General features: G+C 48.4%; 12 protein-coding genes. 7 read left to right on the top strand and 5 right to left on the bottom strand.

Going from position 1 to position 15,641, the window contains the following annotated elements:
* Nucleotides 1–96: 96 nt before the first annotated feature.
* The 7 genes from ABIE50_RS16405 (at nt 97) to ABIE50_RS16375 (ending at nt 10,978) form a co-directional block, all read left to right on the top strand.
* Entirely contained in the window at nt 97–2,202 is a 2,106-nt protein-coding gene (locus ABIE50_RS16405) for a hypothetical protein (protein ID WP_209857316.1), read from the top strand.
* On the top strand, nt 2,183–2,977 hold the full coding sequence (locus ABIE50_RS16400) for a hypothetical protein (protein WP_209857307.1): 795 nt from the start codon (nt 2,183–2,185) through the stop codon (nt 2,975–2,977). Before ABIE50_RS16405 ends, ABIE50_RS16400 begins: the two co-directional genes overlap by 20 nt.
* Before the next feature lies 1 nt (nt 2,978).
* Nucleotides 2,979–4,241, top strand: a complete 1,263-nt coding sequence (locus ABIE50_RS16395; protein WP_209857305.1) for a trypsin-like serine peptidase — start codon at nt 2,979–2,981, stop codon at nt 4,239–4,241.
* An 84-nt stretch (nt 4,242–4,325) separates the two neighbouring features.
* Nucleotides 4,326–5,165: a chromate resistance protein ChrB domain-containing protein gene (locus tag ABIE50_RS16390; protein WP_209857303.1), complete on the top strand. Its 840-nt coding sequence runs from the start codon at nt 4,326–4,328 to the stop codon at nt 5,163–5,165.
* A 185-nt stretch (nt 5,166–5,350) separates the two neighbouring features.
* A complete protein-coding gene (locus ABIE50_RS16385) occupies nt 5,351–6,727 on the top strand; it encodes a TolC family protein (RefSeq protein WP_209857294.1) in 1,377 nt (458 codons plus the stop codon).
* A gap of 13 nt (nt 6,728–6,740) precedes the next feature.
* Nucleotides 6,741–9,878, top strand: a complete 3,138-nt coding sequence (locus tag ABIE50_RS16380; RefSeq protein ID WP_209857292.1) for an efflux RND transporter permease subunit — start codon at nt 6,741–6,743, stop codon at nt 9,876–9,878.
* A 17-nt stretch (nt 9,879–9,895) separates the two neighbouring features.
* Complete coding sequence (locus ABIE50_RS16375) at nt 9,896–10,978, top strand: efflux RND transporter periplasmic adaptor subunit (protein ID WP_209857290.1); 1,083 nt, start codon at nt 9,896–9,898, stop codon at nt 10,976–10,978.
* 63 nt (nt 10,979–11,041) lie between these two features.
* Here the strand turns inward: ABIE50_RS16375 and ABIE50_RS16370 are convergent, their stop codons facing one another.
* The 5 genes from ABIE50_RS16370 to ABIE50_RS16350 form a co-directional block, all read right to left on the bottom strand.
* Nucleotides 11,042–11,827 carry a sterol desaturase family protein gene (locus ABIE50_RS16370; protein ID WP_209857288.1) on the bottom strand — a complete coding sequence of 262 codons (786 nt, stop codon included), beginning with the start codon at nt 11,825–11,827 and terminating at the stop codon, nt 11,042–11,044.
* A 90-nt stretch (nt 11,828–11,917) separates the two neighbouring features.
* Entirely contained in the window at nt 11,918–12,514 is a 597-nt protein-coding gene (locus ABIE50_RS16365; RefSeq protein ID WP_209857286.1) for a Crp/Fnr family transcriptional regulator, read from the bottom strand.
* Between the two features lie 53 nt (nt 12,515–12,567).
* Nucleotides 12,568–12,966 carry a hypothetical protein gene (locus ABIE50_RS16360; RefSeq protein ID WP_209857284.1) on the bottom strand — a complete coding sequence of 133 codons (399 nt, stop codon included), beginning with the start codon at nt 12,964–12,966 and terminating at the stop codon, nt 12,568–12,570.
* A gap of 26 nt (nt 12,967–12,992) precedes the next feature.
* Nucleotides 12,993–14,603, bottom strand: a complete 1,611-nt coding sequence (locus tag ABIE50_RS16355; RefSeq protein ID WP_354028045.1) for an MFS transporter — start codon at nt 14,601–14,603, stop codon at nt 12,993–12,995.
* Nucleotides 14,575–15,639: an HlyD family secretion protein gene (locus tag ABIE50_RS16350; RefSeq protein WP_209857282.1), complete on the bottom strand. Its 1,065-nt coding sequence runs from the start codon at nt 15,637–15,639 to the stop codon at nt 14,575–14,577. Before ABIE50_RS16350 ends, ABIE50_RS16355 begins: the two co-directional genes overlap by 29 nt.
* Between the last annotated feature and the right edge of the window lie 2 nt (nt 15,640–15,641).

The raw sequence follows: 15,641 nt of genomic DNA, 5'->3' as shown, positions 1-15,641 counted from the left end.
TCATTATCTCCGCGGGCAAAGGCCTGACCGGGGAGATTACTCAATTTAACTGATTCGTTTTACCCTGAACTATAGCTTTTATATCAACCCTTACGTATGAAATATTATTTCTTTCTGCCGGCACTGCTGATGGTGCTGTTCCCTCTTTTTACCTACGCACAAAAAGATGCGCCGGTGGCCGGGCACGCGGCAGTGCTTACGGATCTGCTGAAGAAAAATTACAACGCCATTGAACCCGCACAACGGGAAGATGAGATCAGCCGGGACAGGACACAGGTGCTGGCTATTTTTAAATCGTATCTGCAGGACAGTGAATTGCCAGATATCTCCGCTACGGGATTCGATGCGGCCAAAAACAGGTTGAAAAAGTCGCATGATTCGCTGACAGTGGCGAAAAGGAACTTCGACAGTTATATATCTTCCAACGATAAGGATACACACCAGATCTCAGAGCTCTCAGATAAACTTGAGAAAATAGTGAGCTCTGTAAATGAGCAGAGAACCAATATCGATTTAATGGAGCTGGCAGCTGTTAAAACTGCTTACAGTAAAAATAAACTGGTTGATACCGTTATCGGGAAGTTTATTGTGAAATATAACTCCCTTCAAAAAGGGAAGATTGATATAAATGCCTCCGCCAATGCAGCTGCCGATATTCAGAAAAGCATTCCTTTCCTGGGTGGCAATCTTGGTTTTGAAACCATCATTGATGGCCTGGGACGATTTATAGCAAAGCGGCTGAAAGAAGAATTAACCACGTATGCCATTGACCGTGTAAAGCAATGGCTCCGGAATCCCGATCCCAATGATCCTCTGACAGACCTTAAAATACTGCTTCCGAAAACAAGCAATTACCTGTTAGGCTTTAAGGCCGACCAGGTGACAAATTTCCCCAATGAAATAAAACAATATATTGAAGATGACCTCAGTCATATACTTGACAATGCAGGCAACCTGCGCAATACGCCGCGGGTAGAACGTTTGCTGCTGCAATATCCCGATCTTGATTTTGCTTTTGAAGCGCTGCAGCTGATCCCGCAAATTTCTAAAGTAAAAACACCGGTAGATTACTTTACTATTCTTGAAAGCAGCCGGAATATTAACCGGTGGAAAGGAAATGTTAACCAACCTGTTCAATTTAATATAGCCAATGGCGTTAGTCTTACCGGGTTATTGGCACGAAGCCTGGTGGTGGTAGACAATGGCGAAAAAAGATTTGCCGGCACAGAGTTCCTGACCACCTATGCCCAGGAAAGTATATTCTATTCATTATATGCCGGGTTTATTTACCAGCAGGATCTGAAATATTACAACATAAAATTCCTTAACAGCGATAAACAGACCATTACTTTCAGCGAATCCTATAACAAGAAGATAGTTAATGCAGGTATCAACGCCACCAACATCGAATTTATCAGGGAGATAGTTACACGCACTGTACAGAATGCTGAAAAAGTTTTCAATAACGCTACAGAATTGCGTAAAGCAAGTAAAGCAGGTCAAAAACCGGGAGCTGATACAATATATAATTTTGTAAAGAGTATCATTGATTTTTCCGAAGATGCTACGCATGCTGCTGATACACTGCTGGACTTTGTAAAATCAGACCGTTCGGAGTTACAGTTATACCATTTAATGTATCCTTATTTTTCCGTTGCGAATACCACCAATGAAGTGGTGTACGACATTCAACAGAAAAAGTATACCACTGCCTTGCTGAAGGCATTGGAAGTTACCGCCCCATTGGTGAGCAGGAATAAGGTATCGGGGGTCAATACACTGGCGCAAAGCTTATCCAATAGCGCTTACAGCCCCGCTGCTGCCCACTGGTCGGAAGTAGTCCGCTGTTTTAAAGATACCACCGGCGTATCAACCGGCAAGCATGTAAAAAGTATTCCTGCCAGGGAGAAGCTCAGGGAATCGCTCATCATTGTTGCATCAGAACTGAATAAAATAAAACTTTACTACCGTGTAAACTATAGCGGAACGGCGCTGAATGATCCGCTGAACGAGTTTATCGCGGTATGTGAGCAGGGATCTGCAGTGAAGACTATTGTGCGAAACGACAGTCTGAAAAGGGTAATTGCGCTGATCAGCTCGAATAAAGACTTCCCAGGAACTCGTTGTTTCCTATTATGCCAATACAAACATCAAATCTTCGATCGACCACCTCAATACGCAGATGGCCAACCTGAAAATTGAAGGAACAGCCGGGAAGCCGGAAATCCCGCTGATACTCCCTTCCGAAAAGGACGTTATTATTGCCAGTATCAATAATTATGTAACTGCATTGTTTGGTTACTTTACAGATAACAGTGCCAGGAAAAACCTGGATGCTGCACAGCAAAACATGGAAGCCGCTATCCGCCGGGGACTGGCCTCCATACCGCAACAAACAAATCCCCAGCTGAACTCACACGTAGTATCGCTCATTCATTTTGTAAATGACATGGCCGAAGCAAAAGATGCCGGAGATGTGGAAACAGCCATAGAAGCATTTGTATTGCCCGCGGGCAGCTACGCTATCAAACGGAAAGCCAGGTATAATTTTTCACTGAACAGCTATCCCGGGCTTTTAGGCTCCTATGAAATAACACCGGAAAAAGGCAATTCATTCAGTACAGGCTTTACAGCTCCTGTTGGGCTTAGTCTTTCCTGGGGAAGCCGCAATGAAGGCTCATTAGGATTATTCCTTTCTATTATAGACATAGGCGCGGTAACAAGGTTAAGGTTAGACAGCAGTAAGGCTACCGACATGCTCCCGGAATTCAGCTTCAAAAATATACTGGCTCCCGGCCTGTACTTTGTTTACGGATTTCCCAATACTCCTTTATCTCTTTATGGTGGCGCCCAATATGGGCCCCAGCTAAGAGCAATCGAGGATAAGGATAATTACAGAAATTATGACTCTTATCGCCTGAGTCTGGGTATAGTAATGGATCTTCCCTTACTCAATCTTCACACCCGACCTCACTAGCATGAAGCGCACTTTAATTTTACTGTGGTGCATGCTGACGGTAACCGTTTGCACTGCACAAACAGATTCCGCGGCTGCCAAAGTGGAGAAGATGATGTATGACTTTAAAGCCAAAAGCAACAACTTCAAAACAAACACGCAATCAACCATTCAAAGGGAACTCGAGAAGCTCAGGCATATAAAGGAGCAACCTTACCAGCAGCAGCAATTGGATGCCATAAAGCAATGGCAGGAGGCGGCAGCCAAACTATCCGTGCAGGAAAGCAAACAGGTGGAAGCAGCGGCACAACAGGAACAGCAGTTACAGCAGCTACAGTTGGAGCAGTTGGATCAGATAAAAAGTCTGCATCCCGACGACGTGTTTGAGAAACCCGGACAGCCGGCGATACCGCTTCCCACACCCAGGGAAGCAACAGACATTAAGCGTCTATATCCCTCCGCCGCTGAAACCCGGCGCCCCCGGTTAAAAGGCCCCACGCAGTTCGACAGCCGCATAGAGCTTTTCCAGCTGGATGTGCTCTATGAACAGGACCGGCGTATACTGTTCAACGCCGCCTCCGTGGGACTGGTTATCCGCAAAGAAAACCTCGAAGCAGTAACAGATAGTTTCTTTCGTATAAATACCAGTCTTACCCTGGGGAATAAATACAAGTTATGCCCCGGCCAGGCCTTCGTTAAACAACCCGTTGCCGGAGAAGGCACCGCTTTCCTCATCCAGGGCGATCAGCCAAGGATGATGACCGCCGGTCATGTATTCAGCGAGCCTATCGACCATTACGCCATTATTTTTGGCTTTGAGATGGAGAATGAAGTAGGCGCTTATGAAACCCTCATCCCCATCCAGAACCTCTACTACCCGGAGCAGATCACCTTTAAAGATGATGCGCTGGACATTGCCGTTTTTACGTTAAACAAACCTACCGACAGGCGACTGCTGCCTCTCGCGGCAAGGGAACCGGTTACCGGTGAAGAAGTATATATGATCGGCCACCCTTGCGGCCTCCCGGTAAAAGTTGCGCTCAATGCCGGTGTGAAGGAGAACAACCATCCCCAGTACTTTTTCACCTCGCTGGATGCGTTCCAGGGTAATTCCGGCTCCCCGGTTTTCAGTATGAATACCCATGAAATTATTGGCGTCCTGGTTTCGGGGGAGGTCGATTTTATATGGAACGGCTCCTGTAACCAGGTAACCATATGCAGTATCCCGTTCTGTAAAGGAGAAAAAGCCATCCGCATCAGCGCTATCCAAAAAGCAACAGAATAGCGCACGGCGCTTATCTTTATAAGCTATTGGTAAAAGGACGGCTTTTTCTATACCTTAGGAATTTTTATTCCTAACTTTCCGGGCATGAAATGGATTACCCGTGAACGTCCTAAAATCGACAGGCTCGCCTGCCCATGGCTTATTAAAAGGTTTGTAGATCCGGAAGCCACATTTATTTATGTGCCGTTCAGCGATGTACTGCCAATGGCAGCACAAATGGAGGCCATTCCTTTTGATATTGCCGGTGTGGAATACACGCATTACGACGATCAGTGTACCTTCGATTATATCATCAAAAAACACGGCATTGAAGACGCTGCTGTGCTGACGTTGGAGCCCATTGTTCGCGGAGCGGATACCGACCGCCACAACCTGGCCCCACAGGCTGCTGGCCTCTGGGCCATCTCCGCAGGCATGGCATATGATGAACCGGATGATAATAAGCTCCTGGAAAAGGCAATGCTGCTCTACGACTCCCTGTACAGCTGGGCGAAATACCTGCAACAGGTTAAACATACCCAGCAGCCTTTTGAAAACCAGCTGCTCGACATCTTCAATAATTTTCTCCAACGCGAAAAAGACACTAAAAAAATTCCCGCCTGGGCAAAGGAACTAAAAGAAATAATGCAGGATCAGATTGATATCAATCTCAATCTAAGCCTGAAGGGACTTTCTGAAACCCTGCAGGTACATCCTGCTTATTTATCGAGAGAGTTCTCCAAATATTTTGACGATCTTTCTTTCGGGGATTATATCCGTAAACTACGGATCGACAAAGCCATACAACTCCTTTCCTCCAGTCACTCGCTCACTGAAATTGCTTACCTGACGGGTTTTTCAGACCAGAGCCATTTTACCCGCATCTTTAAGGTACATACCGGTAAAAGTCCGTCTGCCTACCGGAAAAGTTTAGGAAAAAAGTAAAAACTATACAAAACCTTTGTTTTCATTCTATTTTTTGGTGACAGGTTGACGGATTTTACAAGCATTAAGCACAGCTACTTTATCCGAAGCGCTGTTATTAAAAAATACCAGGGGATTGTAATATCTTAACGGAGAATTCTCTCCTTGCAGAAAGACCAATACCATACTTTAAACAGGTTTCATAAATGAATGTTTATCATAAAAAGATGCTGATCAGCAGTTGCTTTGTGATGTTGTCATTACCCGGCATAGCGCAGCAAAAAACTATCCATATCAGGGACCTTCTGTTATTGGTGCAATCGCAGCCGCAGGTAAAAGCCACTGAACAACAGACACAGGCTGCGCAATACAATATACGAATGGCCCGGAACACGCTGGTACCGGAGGTTACAGCGGCTTACCAGGCAGGCTATGCCACCTACAATAATATTACGGGGATGAGTTATCCCGGTTCGTTTTTACCCATCAGCGGGCCTCCGTCTGCAGACAATATTTACGACCTGGTTCCGGGCACGGCTTTAACCGCACTGGTAAAATGGAACCCGCTTACTTTCGGGCAGCGGCAGGCCGCCGTAGAAAAGGCAGCAGCCCAGTACAAACTGGCCGGCAGCATATATAATGAAACGCTATTCCGCCAGCAATACCTGGCCATATCCACTTACCTGGATGCTGTGTACCTCAAAAAATTATTGTTAAGTTTTGAGATGAACATAGAACGTACCAGGGCAGGCCTGCAGCAATCATTGGTACTTGCGCAGCAGGGATTGCGCCCGGGTATTGACACTACGCAGTTCCAGTCGGTACTGGCGCAGGCACAAACAGACCTGCTGGCCGCGCAACGGCAATATTATACCCTGATCACTGAATTGAGCCGGCTGGCAGATCTGCCCGGTAAACCGGATGAGATTATACTGGCAGATACCTCCCTCATCAACCAGTTACCCACCGGCGCTGATACCACTGCTCATTTTACGGCACATCCATCTTTTCAATATTACCAGACTAAAAAAGAGGTAAGTGAAGCGACTTTGAAAGAAGCCGGACGCGCATGGCGCCCTAAACTGGACCTGTGGGCAAATGCTTATGCCCGCGGCTCCGGCGTGGATGCCGCAGGTAACGTCAGCAAAGCAGATGGCTGGTCGCTTTCCCGGAAAAACTATGGGGCCGGCATACAACTGAGTTTCCCGATCCTGCAGTTCTCACAGGTAAATCTCCAGAAAAAACAATACCGCTTATTATTAAAATCTGATGAAACACAACTGGACCAGGTAAAACTAAACCTGCAAAAACAACTGGAAACCGCGCAGTTCAGCTACCAGCAAAACCTGCTGATTGCCAAACAGGCTTTAATACAGTCGCAGGCAGCGCGATATGCATTCGACGGATTGAAGCTCAGTTATGAAAGCGGCCTGGCGGATTTTACCCGTCTGGTACAGGGGCAGTACGAGCTCCTGAAAGCAGAAACGGGCGAAGCGGGCGCATTCCTGCAGGCATGGCATGCTTTACTTGAACTGGCCGCCGCAAATGGACAGCTGGATGTTTTTACAGATAAACTGAAATAACGATATACACTTTATGAAACTCATCATTCAGGCATTACGGCATCCCGTCACCATACTGGTAGCTGTTATTGGTATTCTTTTCTTTTCATTCCTCTCGATCCGTAATGCAAAAGTGGATATATTCCCGCGGCTAGGGCTGCCCGTGGTATACGTTGCGCAGCCTTACGGCGGCCTGTCGCCCGAACAGGTGGAAGGTTTTGTTACCTCCTATTACGAATACCATTTCCTGTATATCACCGGCGTTAAATATGTAGAGTCTAAAAGCATACAGGGAGCTGCGCTCATCAAAATAGAATTTAACGAAGGCACCGACATGAGCCAGGCCATGGCCGAAGTAGTGGGATATGTGAACAGGTCCAGGGCGTTTATGCCTCCCGGAACGGTGCCCCCCTTTGTTACCCGTTTTGATGCCGGCAGCGTTCCGGTAGGGCAACTGGTATTCAGTTCCGACAGCAGGTCGCTGGGAGAAATATCGGACCTGGCGCTGTTCCGTGTAAGGCCTATGTTTTCAACGCTGCCCGGTGTATCCGCACCTCCGCCCTTTGGTGGTAACCAGAAAACGGTGCTGATCACTGTGGATCCGGAGAAACTGCGCGGACATAATCTTTCACCGGACCAGGTGGTCCAAACCATTGCAAAATTCAACAGCATCTCCCCCGCCGGAAATGTGCGTATTGGCGATACCACTTACATCACGCCGCAGAACAGCGTGATAGAAACATTACAGGACCTGCAGAATACACCGCTGCAATCCGGCGCCGGCCCTGCGGTATATGTAAAAGATATTGCCAACGTTACCATGGGATCGGATGTAACCACGAGCTATGCGCTGGTAAACGGCAAGCGCTCCGTTTATATTCCGGTAACCAAACGCACCGATGCCTCCACCTGGGACGTGGTGCAAAAAGTGAAAGCGGCGCTGCCGGATATGCAGGCGGCCATTCCTTCAGATATAAAAGTAACCTACGAATTTGACCAGTCGGGCTACGTGATCAATTCCCTGAAAAGTGTGCTGTTTGAAGGCGGGCTGGGCGCCCTCCTCACGGGATTGATGGTATGGCTGTTCCTTGGCGACAGGCGCAGTGCGCTCATCGTGATCACCACCATTCCGCTGGCCCTTCTTTCTGCGGCTATTTTATTATTTCTCAGCGGGCAAACCGTCAATATCATGACCCTCGGCGGACTGGCACTATCAGTAGGCATATTGGTAGACGAAGCCACGGTAACGATAGAAAACATTCACCGTCACCAGGAAAAGGGTAAAAATAAAGCAAGGGCCATTGCAGATGCATGCCGGGAAATAGCTGCACCCAAACTACTGATCCTGTTGAGCATCCTCGCAGTATTTGTGCCATCACTGTTCATGAGCGGCGTACCCAAAGCCATGTTCCTCCCGCTGTCACTCGCCGTGGGATTTGCTATGATAGCCTCTTTTCTGTTATCGCAAACTTTTGTACCGGTGGCAGGCAACTGGTGGCTGAAAGATCAACAGCAACGATCCGGCGCCGGGTTTTATCATCGCCTTGAGCAGCGGTACGCTGATATGGGGCAACGTTTTCAAACCGGCTTCGGATGGCTGACAGCCCTGTTCCTTGGCATTTCCCTGCTGCTGATGATAATATTGTTTTCTGTTACCGGCACTGAATTATTCCCGCAAACTGATAGCGGGCAAACACAGGTCCGTTTACGCCTTCCCACGGGCACCCGCTTTGAGCGTACGGAAGATGCCACCAGGAGGTTACTGCAGCTGTCGGACAGTATCGCCGGTAATGGCAACACGGAAATAACTTCCGCTTTCATTGGCACCCAGCCATCCAGTTTCCCCGTTAACTATATTCACCTGTGGACGGGCGGACCACATGAATCTGTAACAAAAATAAAGTTGAAGAAAGATGTAATCCCGGTAGCTGTTTTCAGAGAGAAATTACGCAGCGCCGTTGCAAAGGAAATTCCAACAGCCAGGATTTCTTTTGAGCCGGGAGATATTGTGGAACAGGTGCTGAACCTCGGAAGCACCAACCCGGTTGAAATAGCCGTTGTAAACCGTAACCTGGCGGAGGGCAGGGAAACAGCCCGGCAGTTGCTGCAGCAACTGGCAGCTATTCCATCCCTGCGTGATCTCCAGGTTGCCACACCGCTGGATTACCCCGCCATCAGACTGGAAACAGACCGCGTAAAAGCCGGGCAACTGGGTATTTCCGGCGAACAGATAGCCCGCTCCGTGGTAACAGCTACTTCTTCCAGCCGTTTTACTTCGCCTAATTACTGGCTTGATAAAACAACCGGAACCGCCTACCAGGTACAGGTGCAATACCCTGAGTACCGGATGAACAGTACTGCACAGCTGGAAGCTATTCCCATTTCCGGCGGCGCCGGCAACACACATTACCTCAGTGAGGTAGCCAGCTGGAAACGGACCGTTGTTACCGGCGAATACGACCGGCTCAACCAGCAACGCTATATTACCATCACCGCCAATATTCACCGGCAGGATGCAGGAACCGTTTTCAATAAAGTAAACAGTATCATTGCAGGGATGGGTAAGCTGCCCAATGGGGCAAAAATCCTGCTTCGGGGACAACCGCCGTTGTTGGCGCAAACGCTTGACAGTTTACGGTTTGGCCTGTTGATTGCGATCGTCGTAATTTTCCTGCTGATGACCGTTTATTTTCAGTCTTTCCGCGTAGCCCTGGCCACCTTGTCCGTTATTCCGGCTGTAATAGCAGGTTCTCTCCTGTTTCTTTTCCTTACCGGCAACACGCTGAATATCCAGTCGTATATGGGCGCCATCATGGCTGTTGGCGTGGCCATTGCCAATTCCGTGCTTTTTATTACAAGTGCAGAGCATAACAGGCGGCAGGGCATGGAAGCCGGTCATCTCCGCGCAGCGGAAATACGTCTTCGCCCCATCCTGATAACAAGCGCCGCTATGATAGCCGGTATGATCCCGATGGCAGCAGGGCTTTCCGAAGGAGGCGATCAAACCGCGCCCCTGGCCATCGCTGTAATCGGCGGTCTCCTGTTTTCAGCCATCAGCGTATTATTTTTCCTGCCACAGGTATACCAGCTGATCACCGGAAGAAGAAAATTTGTGGCTGTTTCCCTTGATCCGGACGATGCCAGCAGTATTCATTACGATAAACAATCCTAAAAAATAAAATCAATCATATGCGATCCATCGCGATTATAAGTTTGGTTCTTTTACTGGCAGCCTGTGGCAATACCTCCAGGCAACCGGAACATACAAACAACAGCGCCGCATCCGATACGGTGCCGGTGTTCATCCTGAAACAGGACACCGCCAGGAAAACGATAGAGCTGCCTGCAGAGCTGGTGCCTTATGAAACCGCTGCATTGTTTGCCAAAGTACAGGGCTTTGTGCGCAGCATGAATGTGGACCTTGGCGACCATGTAAAGAAAGGACAAACACTGGCGGTGATTGAAGCGCCGGAAATTAACAGCAGGCTGGCAGAATCCGAAGCCGCTTTACAATCGGCCAAAGCGAAGTGGGCATCCAGCAAGGATCAGTATGAAAGACTCTACAGGGCTTCACAGGCAAAAACGCCCGGCATTGTAGCCCCGGCAGATCTTGAGCGCAGCCGCAACCTGATGCTGGCCGACAGCGCCTCCTACATCGCAGCAGGCAAACAATCACAAACCAATAAAGCGGTATCCGGATACCTGTATATCACCGCCCCTTTTGATGGCGTCATCACCGCGCGTACAGCCGATCCGGGCGCACTGGTAGGCACCACAGCCATGCTGCTCACCGTTCAGAATAACCGCACGCTGCGCCTTCGTGCAGCCGTTCCCGAGATATACACGGCCACTGCCAGCCTTTCGAAGAATATCGACTTCCGGGTAGACGCCTATCCTACCCGATACTTCAAAGCCACGCTAACCCGTAAATCCGAAACTATTGATCCCGGCACCCGCACCGAGTTATGGGAGTTCCAGGTAGACAACAGCGACCACCTGCTCAAAGCCGGCTCTTTTGCTTATGTAAAACTTACCCTGGAACGGGGAGGCACATCTTTCATTGTACCATTTGCCGCGGTAACCACTACGCAGGAAAAAAGATTTGTGATCAGGGTGCACGAAGGAAAGGCTGAATGGGTAGACGTACGCCAGGGTATGACCCTGGATGCTGGTGTTGAAATATTCGGCAACCTGGCCGCCGGTGATACCCTGCTGAAAAAAGCAACAGATGAAAGAAAACCTGGCAGCACAGGGCTATGGATGCTTAAATAAGAAGTAATATAACAAGGCCCGTCGCCAATAACCTACCGTTGCCGGCGATGGGCATACTTTTCACTACCGGGCGTACACCTGTTTATGCCCGAACCTCCTCTCCTGCAACTGGTCATATTCCTTTACATAATCCGGGTGCTCGGTGCCCATAACCCTGTCCCATACACGGAAATACAACCCATAATTCCCGCGGAACTTTTTATGATGCAGGTTGTGATGAACAGAGGTGTTCACTACTTCAAACCACCAGCTATGCCTGAACTTCCGCGGCATCAGCTCATACCCGAGGTGGCCGTATACATTAATGATAAAACCTGATACGGTAAACAATAATATGGTGAGCGGATGCATAGGCATTATGCTGGTGATCACCACCAGCACACCCCCTTCCGCCACGGCTTCCAGGAAATGAAAACTGTAGGAGGCCCATGGGGATGGATTGATGCTCTTGTGATGTACCAGGTGCGTGCGTTTAAATAACAGCTTATGATGCAGCAAACGATGCATCCAATAGAAATAGGTATCGTGTATCACCAGGCTCAGTACCAGGCTCAAGCCGATGTACCACAGTGGGAAATCGTGGATATTGGAGTAGATCATGGTATACTGCCGCACAGGTGTGAACAGCAGCATGATAGTGATCCCGGTGAATACCAGTGTGCTTTGCATAGAATGCCAGATCTCCCGGAGAAAATCCTTCTTCGAGGCCAGCCGCTGCTGGATCTTAAAATGTTTAACCCTGGCAGGCAGCAGGCCGTAAAATACCAGGAAGGGAATACCCGCCAGTATAAAATACCGGATGGCACTCATGCTAAATATCTTTACTGTTGCTTCAATGATTGGTTCCATATCCTTGGGAAATTTATCTCCCAAAATTAGAAAACCGGTATGGCAGGTATGGTTAACAAAAGATAATTTCGTGCATTAACAAAAGATAATTTATCCCTTTCCCTTATCCAGCATCCGCTTACGGATACGGCTCAGCGATACAGGTGTGATACCCAGCATGGAAGCAATATACTTATCAGGTACCCGGTTCACGAGGTCGAAACGTTCGGAGAGCAGGTTGCGGTACCGTTCTTCCGGCGACAGCGTTACAAAGGATTCCAGCATATTGAGGGATTCAGATAACATGCGCATCAGGAAAAAGTTGCGCAGCGGCTCATATTCAGGATGCGTTTTCAGTACTTCTTCCAGCACATCATAGTCTATTTCCAGCAGTGTAACAGGTTCCAGGGCGCGGTAAATAAAACGCGAAGGCTTCCTGTGTATTATTGTATCGTGGGAAGCAATGAACTGTTTTTCCCATCGTAAAAAAAGCGTGGCTTCGTCGCCGTTATGCTTAATGATGTAGGCCCGCATAACGCCCTGCTCTATAAAGGCGAGGCGGCGCTCTGTATCACCCTCACGGATATACGTTTCGTTGGCTGCCAGTTGCACCTGCCTTGTCATGGCAAATAAGGGGGCCGTATCTGCCGGCAGTACGCCGGCCAGGTCAAATAACAACCGCTGCAAAGTAGTGATGGATGCGCTCATATAACTTGTACCAGCGCTAAATTAAGGTTATTTCCTTATTTGCAGCAATCCCACTACTCCCAGCTCCCCATGATAGATACATTCAGGTCATCGCTCCTTACTTCCATATCTATAGGGAAAATAATTTTATACTCCTCCATGTTTACATCGCAGGCGCCTATGCGTCCTGTGGAGTCGCCCCATAGTTCTATATGATACCCCTTGCGGTACAGCTTCCATCTCACTGCGGGGCTAACGGAGAAAGTAGCCGGTAGCGTGAGTTGCGCAGGATAGGAACGGGTAACGGCAAGCGGATCTCCCGGGTGGCTGATATCAAGTATTTTCAGGAACAGATGCTCAGCGGCATTGGCCGGCATCTTATAGGCATTGAGCTTAATTGCGTTCAGTGTAAATTCTTTATTGTCCTTATTACAGGACAACAGCAGCAAGGCGATCAGTAATAAATATCTCATCTCAGTAATTTAAAAAACAAACAGATCTAGGCAGGAGAAAGCCGTCCTGACCGCAGGTATACCACCGTTCTGTTCAGGTACGGAAATAAAGCGATCAGCAGCAATATAGCTACCAGCAGCAACGACATCATTTCGTAGTAGTCCATTGCAAAGCGAAGCTGCCCCTGCCCGTTCACAGCGTTCACCAGTAACCTGCCGGCTGCCTTGCCAGAGGGGCCGGGAGCCATTCCACGGGCCTGCAGCTGACGGACCTGCGTGCTCACTACCTGTTTCACCCCGGGGTCCAACCGGGTAAGATGATCCTGGAATGCGTTGTAGTGGCGGCTCTTTTCATACAGTTCAAAAAAATTGATGATACCAATGCTCACACAAAAGCCCAGGTAACGCACCGCCAGGCAAGCAGCTGATGCCGACGCTCCCATGGATACCGGCACGGAAGAAATGGAATAAACAATAGTAGGCACCATAATCAACCCCACGCCGAGGCCCTGTATAAACAAAGGGATATAGTAACTGAACTCATTGGCCTGTACATCAAAAAGAAAATACATGCTTACATGAAATGCCAGCAGTAAAATAAATCCCGGCATCCATATATAACGGATGCGCCGCTGCTGAAGGATCATACAACAGGCAATAATAACACCGGCCACTATACCAGCCAGGTTGAAAAGATTGATATAGGAAACATGCATGGGATCGAGGCGCAACACCGTGGCAAAAAAGTTATTGGTAATGCCTGAAGCAAACCGGCAGATATACATCATAAAAAGCACCAGTAATCCCACTTTGAAATTACGGAACCGGAAAATGCGCAGGTCCATATACGGATGCTTCATACTCCTTTGCCGGAAAAGATAAATGGCTAAAAGCACAACGATACCTGTAACGCTGTATCTTATCCGCGGATCTTCCAGCCAGTAGTATTCCTGCCCGTAAATCATGATATAGCCCACCAGGCAAAGAGCAATACTGTAAAGGGTAAAGCTCTGCCAGTCCAGCTTATACAAGGGGAAGCGCACATCGGGCCTGACATTGTTCATACTGAGCATTAACATGCAAAGACAGGGCAGGTAGGAAAACAGCGCTCCTTTATAAACAATATTAAAGTTCCAGGAGTCGATCAGATCTGCCGTTACAAAATTGTTGAAAGGAATGGCGCATAGCAGTAAGCCGAAGAATACAGAAAAGCTTACTTCTCTTGCCCGCTCCGAGCGCAACCGGGTAAACATGAGGGAAAGCGAGAGGTTCACTGTACAGGAGAACAGCATTCCCTGGAAAAATCTCACCGGAAAAAAAATATACAGTTCACGTGTATGATAGCAAACCAGGCTGGTTAATATCTGCAGGAAAGTAAACAGGATGAAATATTCCCTTGACGCGAGATAAAGAAAGAAGCGGCGTTCCAGGCTGTAAAACCCAACATAGCCTGCATAAAACAGCGCTACCGAAAACTGGATATCCGCCGGCTCACTGCCATAATAACCTGCCGCAGCGTTGATGTTGGACAAGGGCAGGAAAAACAGTACGATGCTTGGGAGCAGCAGTGAAAAAAGGATCACTTTCACCAGCCAGTCCGGCGCCCATGATTTAAATACAGGAATAGCATTATCCACGGTGACGGGCTTTGGGTACATATACATTTACATTCATTCCTACTTTCAGCACATCTATATCTTTCCTGGCGCCATCTACACGGATACGCACAGGAATGCGCTGCACAATTTTTACATAGTTGCCCGTGGAGTTATCCGGCGGCAGCAATGAAAAGCTGGAGCCCGTGGCAGGCGACAGGGAAATGATAGTTCCTTTAAATGTACGGCCGGGGTATGCATCGGCTACTATCTTAACGGAGTCGCCTATACGCATATTGGCGATCTGGGTTTCCTTGTAATTGGCCACTACCCATTTATCGGTTTCATTGTTTACGATATAGGCCAGGATCTCACCGGCATTGATCATCTGCCCTGTTTCCACGGTACGGCGACCCATGCGGCCATCGTACGAGGCCGTGATCACAGTATAGCTCACATCCAGCTTATGCCGGTCAAGCAATGCTTTCAGCCGGGCGATCTCTGCTGCCACTACCCGCTTCTCTGCATGGATATCAGCAATGCGGGAAAGGGCGGCCCCGTAGTTGTCCTGCGACGACTGATAATCGCTCGTGTTCACATCCAGTGCCGCCTGCATGTTTTCCAGCTGCTGTTTGGTAGCCGATTCCTCGTTGTAAAGCTGGCTGTAACGTTGGTAGTCCAGCTGTTGCTTCCACATTTTTGCTTTGGCTGCAGCGATCTGTGCTTCCGATGCGTTAGCCATTTTCTCCAATGTACGGATATTGCTTTCCAGCACTTCCATGCGGGCCTCCGCTTTCTGCAGGGAAGCAGCTGTTTGCGCCTGTTGCAGGGTATATTCCCGGTCGTCGATCAGTAAGAGCGTATCTCCTTTCTTCACCTGTTGGTTCTCTTCAAATTTCACTGCCACAATAAAACCGCCTGCCCTTGATATTACCGGGTTCACATACTCCTGTACCTGTGCGTCGTTGGTTTGCTCATAAATATAATATTCCCATATGGTATAAACGCCCCAGCAAAGGAGCAAGAGAATAATGATCCCTGCCATCCAGCCCGTGATACGGGTGATCAGCCTGTCTGTAACGGTATATTTCTTTTTCATTG

This window comes from Chitinophaga sp. OAE865 (genome assembly GCF_040546735.1).
GTDB classification, from domain to species: domain Bacteria; phylum Bacteroidota; class Bacteroidia; order Chitinophagales; family Chitinophagaceae; genus Chitinophaga; species Chitinophaga polysaccharea_A.
Note: the sequence above shows the minus strand (reverse complement) of the source record. Positions and strands in the feature narration are given on the sequence as shown.

Excerpts from the sequence above, each read along its gene's own strand:
- ABIE50_RS16360 (WP_209857284.1), bottom strand. The coding sequence starts at position 12,966 with ATGAGATATTTATTACTGATCGCCTTGCTGCTGTTGTCCTGTAATAAG.
- ABIE50_RS16375 (WP_209857290.1), top strand. The coding sequence starts at position 9,896 with ATGCGATCCATCGCGATTATAAGTTTGGTTCTTTTACTGGCAGCCTGT.
- ABIE50_RS16405 (WP_209857316.1), top strand. The coding sequence starts at position 97 with ATGAAATATTATTTCTTTCTGCCGGCACTGCTGATGGTGCTGTTCCCT.
- ABIE50_RS16390 (WP_209857303.1), top strand. The coding sequence starts at position 4,326 with ATGAAATGGATTACCCGTGAACGTCCTAAAATCGACAGGCTCGCCTGC.
- ABIE50_RS16380 (WP_209857292.1), top strand. The coding sequence starts at position 6,741 with ATGAAACTCATCATTCAGGCATTACGGCATCCCGTCACCATACTGGTA.
- ABIE50_RS16350 (WP_209857282.1), bottom strand. The coding sequence starts at position 15,639 with ATGAAAAAGAAATATACCGTTACAGACAGGCTGATCACCCGTATCACG.
- ABIE50_RS16365 (WP_209857286.1), bottom strand. The coding sequence starts at position 12,514 with ATGAGCGCATCCATCACTACTTTGCAGCGGTTGTTATTTGACCTGGCC.
- ABIE50_RS16370 (WP_209857288.1), bottom strand. The coding sequence starts at position 11,827 with ATGGAACCAATCATTGAAGCAACAGTAAAGATATTTAGCATGAGTGCC.
- ABIE50_RS16395 (WP_209857305.1), top strand. The coding sequence starts at position 2,979 with ATGAAGCGCACTTTAATTTTACTGTGGTGCATGCTGACGGTAACCGTT.
- ABIE50_RS16355 (WP_354028045.1), bottom strand. The coding sequence starts at position 14,603 with ATGTACCCAAAGCCCGTCACCGTGGATAATGCTATTCCTGTATTTAAA.
- ABIE50_RS16400 (WP_209857307.1), top strand. The coding sequence starts at position 2,183 with ATGGCCAACCTGAAAATTGAAGGAACAGCCGGGAAGCCGGAAATCCCG.
- ABIE50_RS16385 (WP_209857294.1), top strand. The coding sequence starts at position 5,351 with ATGAATGTTTATCATAAAAAGATGCTGATCAGCAGTTGCTTTGTGATG.